General features: G+C 44.3%; 1 protein-coding gene. It reads right to left on the reverse strand.

Translation table 11 applies throughout. From position 1 onward, the window contains the following. Window positions 1-107: 107 nt before the first annotated feature. Window positions 108-512: hypothetical protein (locus HMPREF2872_RS05625; protein ID WP_070631898.1), on the reverse strand; the 405-nt coding region annotated here is incomplete at its 5' end.

Here is a 512-nt window from a genome sequence, read left to right on the forward strand (position 1 = left end):
CGACCCCGCCGCACCGACACAGGCGGCGGATGCCATCACGGCTAGCAGCGGCAGAATGTAACGGTTGTTGGATTTCAATATATCAGCCTCCTAACTATCTATCAGCTTTATAAAGAATTTTCAAAGCGTTCCAACGCTTTCAAATGGTTTAAATTCTGCTCGAATCTGCAAATACGGATGTAGCGTCCTGCAAGAGGACGAACTTTCGTCGTAACGGATGGGTCTGAACACAGCATTTCCGTATAACTTTCCCAATTCTTACGGATAGTCAAAAAATATTCTTTGGATACTCCATTCAATTTTGGGTCTTTTGAATCGATACGGTGCAGCAGATTTTCGTATTTCTTATTCAGTTGCTTTTCCAACCTCATACTGAAAATATCCACACATTCATAGCCTTGTCCGTCTATGTCTTTCATCATGCTCTGAGGACAAATGTCCTTACTGTCCTGTTTTTGCCTTGTTACCTTTGGAATAGCCTTTTCAGACGGCCCCGCCGCACCGACACAGGC

The sequence above is a fragment of the Neisseria sp. HMSC069H12 genome, from assembly GCF_001812735.1.
Classification (GTDB): Bacteria; Pseudomonadota; Gammaproteobacteria; order Burkholderiales; family Neisseriaceae; genus Neisseria; species Neisseria subflava.